The sequence below is a fragment of the Mesorhizobium sp. M7A.F.Ca.CA.001.08.2.1 genome (assembly GCF_003998455.1).
Lineage (GTDB): Bacteria > Pseudomonadota > Alphaproteobacteria > Rhizobiales > Rhizobiaceae > Mesorhizobium > Mesorhizobium ciceri.
In genome coordinates this window covers 1-1,591 of record NZ_RZPW01001073.1, presented here as the reverse complement: position 1 = coordinate 1,591, position 1,591 = coordinate 1, and the positions used below count along the sequence as shown (strand labels likewise).

General features: G+C 67.1%; 2 protein-coding genes. Both read left to right on the top strand.

The genetic code is table 11. The features are described 5' to 3' along the window. Positions 1–51: 51 nt before the first annotated feature. Positions 52–894, top strand: coding sequence for a shikimate dehydrogenase (locus tag EN914_RS34855; protein ID WP_024504094.1), 843 nt, complete (start codon positions 52–54; stop codon positions 892–894). Next, complete coding sequence (gene coaE, locus EN914_RS34850; protein ID WP_024504095.1) at positions 891–1,490, top strand: dephospho-CoA kinase; 600 nt, start codon at positions 891–893, stop codon at positions 1,488–1,490. The genes EN914_RS34855 and coaE overlap by 4 nt, the downstream gene beginning before the upstream one ends. Positions 1,491–1,591: the final 101 nt, after the last annotated feature.

Genomic DNA, 1,591 nt, shown 5'->3' with positions numbered 1-1,591 from the left:
GCCTGCCGCTGTTGCCGCTGCTGGCCGAACTGCGAGACCTGGGGGCGATCGATGGCTGAGGCGTCGAAAAAAGCCTTCGTGTCGGGCCATCCGGTCAAGCATTCGCGCTCGCCGAAGATCCATGGCCACTGGCTGGCCAAACATGGCATCGACGGAAGCTACCAGGCCATCGATGTCGCGCCGCAAGACTTTGCCGTGTTCGTGGAAACATTGCAGGCAAACAATTACCGCGGCGGCAACATCACCATCCCGCACAAGGAAGCGGCCTTCGCATTGGCCGAACGCCGCGACCAGGCGGCGCAAGAAATCGGCGCCGTCAACACGCTGTGGTTCGAGGACGGCATCCTGTGGGGCGGCAACACTGACGGTCACGGCTTTGCCGCCAACCTCGACGATCATGCACCGGGCTGGGCAAGCAAGGGTCCGGCGGTGGTGCTCGGCGCCGGCGGCGCGTCGCGCGCCGTCATCCATGCGCTGAAGGAGCGCGGCGTTGCCGACATCCGCATCGTCAACCGCACTCTGGCCCGAGCGCAGGAATTGCGCGATCGTTTCGGCGCCGGTGTCTCGGCGCATGGCATGGCGGCGACCAACGAACTGCTCGGCGATGCCGGCCTGCTGGTCAACACCACCGCGCTCGGCATGCATGGCAATGAAGGCCTGTCGGCGGATCCCGCCCGGCTGCCCGACCATGCCATCGTCACCGACATCGTCTATGTGCCGCTGGAGACGCCGCTGCTCGCGGCCGCCCGCGCGCGAAATCTGAAGACGGTCGACGGTCTCGGCATGCTTCTGCATCAGGCCGTGCCTGGCTTCGAGCGCTGGTTCGGCATCAGGCCGCGGGTGACGGCCGAACTTCGGGCCCTGATCGTCGCCGATCTGGTGCCGAAGCCATGATCGTGCTCGGCCTCACCGGCTCGATCGGCATGGGCAAGTCGACCACAGCCAGGATGTTCACTGACGCCGGCGTGCCGGTCCATGATTCCGACGAGACGGTGCATCGCCTCTATGCCGGCAAGGCAGCACCCCTGGTCGAGGCCGCCTTTCCCGGCACCACATCCGCCGGCGTGGTCGATCGTGCCAAACTTGGCGCGCGCGTGCTCGGCGATGCCGCGGCGCTGAAGCGGCTGGAGACCATCATCCACCCGCTGGTGCGCGCCGATGCCGATGCCTTTCTGGCCAGGCATCGTGGATCAGGCGCGCCGATCGCCGTCCTCGACATCCCCCTGCTGTTCGAAACCGGCGGCCGCAACCGCGTCGACAAGGTCGTCGTCGTCACCGCCCCGGCCGAGACCCAGCGCGAACGCGTGCTGGCACGGCCCGGCATGACGGAGGAAAAGCTGGCGTCGATCCTGGCCAAGCAGGTGCCGGACGCGGAAAAGCGCCGTCAGGCCGATTTCATCGTCGACACCGGCCAGGGGATGGACGCCGCGCGGGCGGAGGTCGCTGCAATCATCAGCCAGCTGATAGGGGTTGGCAAGCCAGGTGGTTGAGCCCACCGCTCGACCGCCAGCTGTCGATGTGAGAGCCGCTTATCTGCCTGCCGGCTTCGCTCGACACCTCTCCCCCGATCGACGGGGGAGAGGAAAGGTGC

Coding starts and splice junctions, on each gene's coding strand:
- EN914_RS34855 (WP_024504094.1), top strand. CDS start 52: ATGGCTGAGGCGTCGAAAAAAGCCTTCGTGTCGGGCCATCCGGTCAAG.
- coaE (WP_024504095.1), top strand. CDS start 891: ATGATCGTGCTCGGCCTCACCGGCTCGATCGGCATGGGCAAGTCGACC.